Source organism: Acidovorax sp. SUPP2539 (assembly GCF_030158975.1).
Classification (GTDB): domain Bacteria; phylum Pseudomonadota; class Gammaproteobacteria; order Burkholderiales; family Burkholderiaceae_C; genus Paracidovorax.
Genome location: NZ_BQXJ01000026.1, coordinates 1 through 712, shown reverse-complemented (window position 1 = coordinate 712; position 712 = coordinate 1). Strand labels below are relative to the sequence as shown.

The window sequence follows — 712 nt, the reverse complement described above, 5'->3', positions numbered from 1 at the left end:
CGCAAGAGCGACTTCAAGATATTCCAGAACAAGACCGTGCCCGACATCATCGAAGAGGTGCTCGGCAAATACGGCCACCCCCTGCAAAAACGGCTCACGCGGGCGTATCGCAGCTGGGACTACTGCGTGCAGTACGGCGAGACCGACTGCGCCTTCGTCTCGCGCCTCATGGAACATGAAGGCATCTATTACTACCACCAGCACAGCGCCGGCCAGCACATCCTGACCCTGGCCGACGACATCGTCGCCTCGCACAGTCCGCTCGCTGGCGCCGCCGTCATCCCGTTCTACCCGCCCGAGAAGGCCGCCGTCGCCGACAAAGAGAACATCCATGCCTGGGAACTGCACCAGAGCATCCACTCCGGGCGGCACTACAACGACGACTACGACTTCAAGAAACCGCGCGCGGACCTGTCCAACATGCGCCAGACCCCGCCGGGGCATGCGCACGACGCCCATGAGGTCTACGAATGGCCGGGCGGCTACACCGAATTCGGCGACGGCGAAGCCTATGCCCGGGTGCGGCTGCAGGAAAACCTCACCGGGCACAGCACCGTGCGGGGCCAGTCGCGCCACCGGGCGCTGGCCCCGGGCTACACCTTCACGCTGGAGAACTACCCGCGCGAGGACCAGAACCAGGCCTACCTGCTCACCGGTCTCGAATACCACTTCAAGGAAAACCCCCAGGTCAGCGCTGCCGCGCCGGGCCCCA

At 64.9% G+C, this 712-nt stretch carries 1 protein-coding gene; it reads left to right on the top strand.

Going from position 1 to position 712, the window contains the following annotated elements; genetic code table 11:
* Positions 1-712 (top strand): phage late control D family protein (locus tag AVTE2539_RS26275; RefSeq protein WP_284415249.1); only part of this gene is annotated, 712 nt, incomplete at both ends.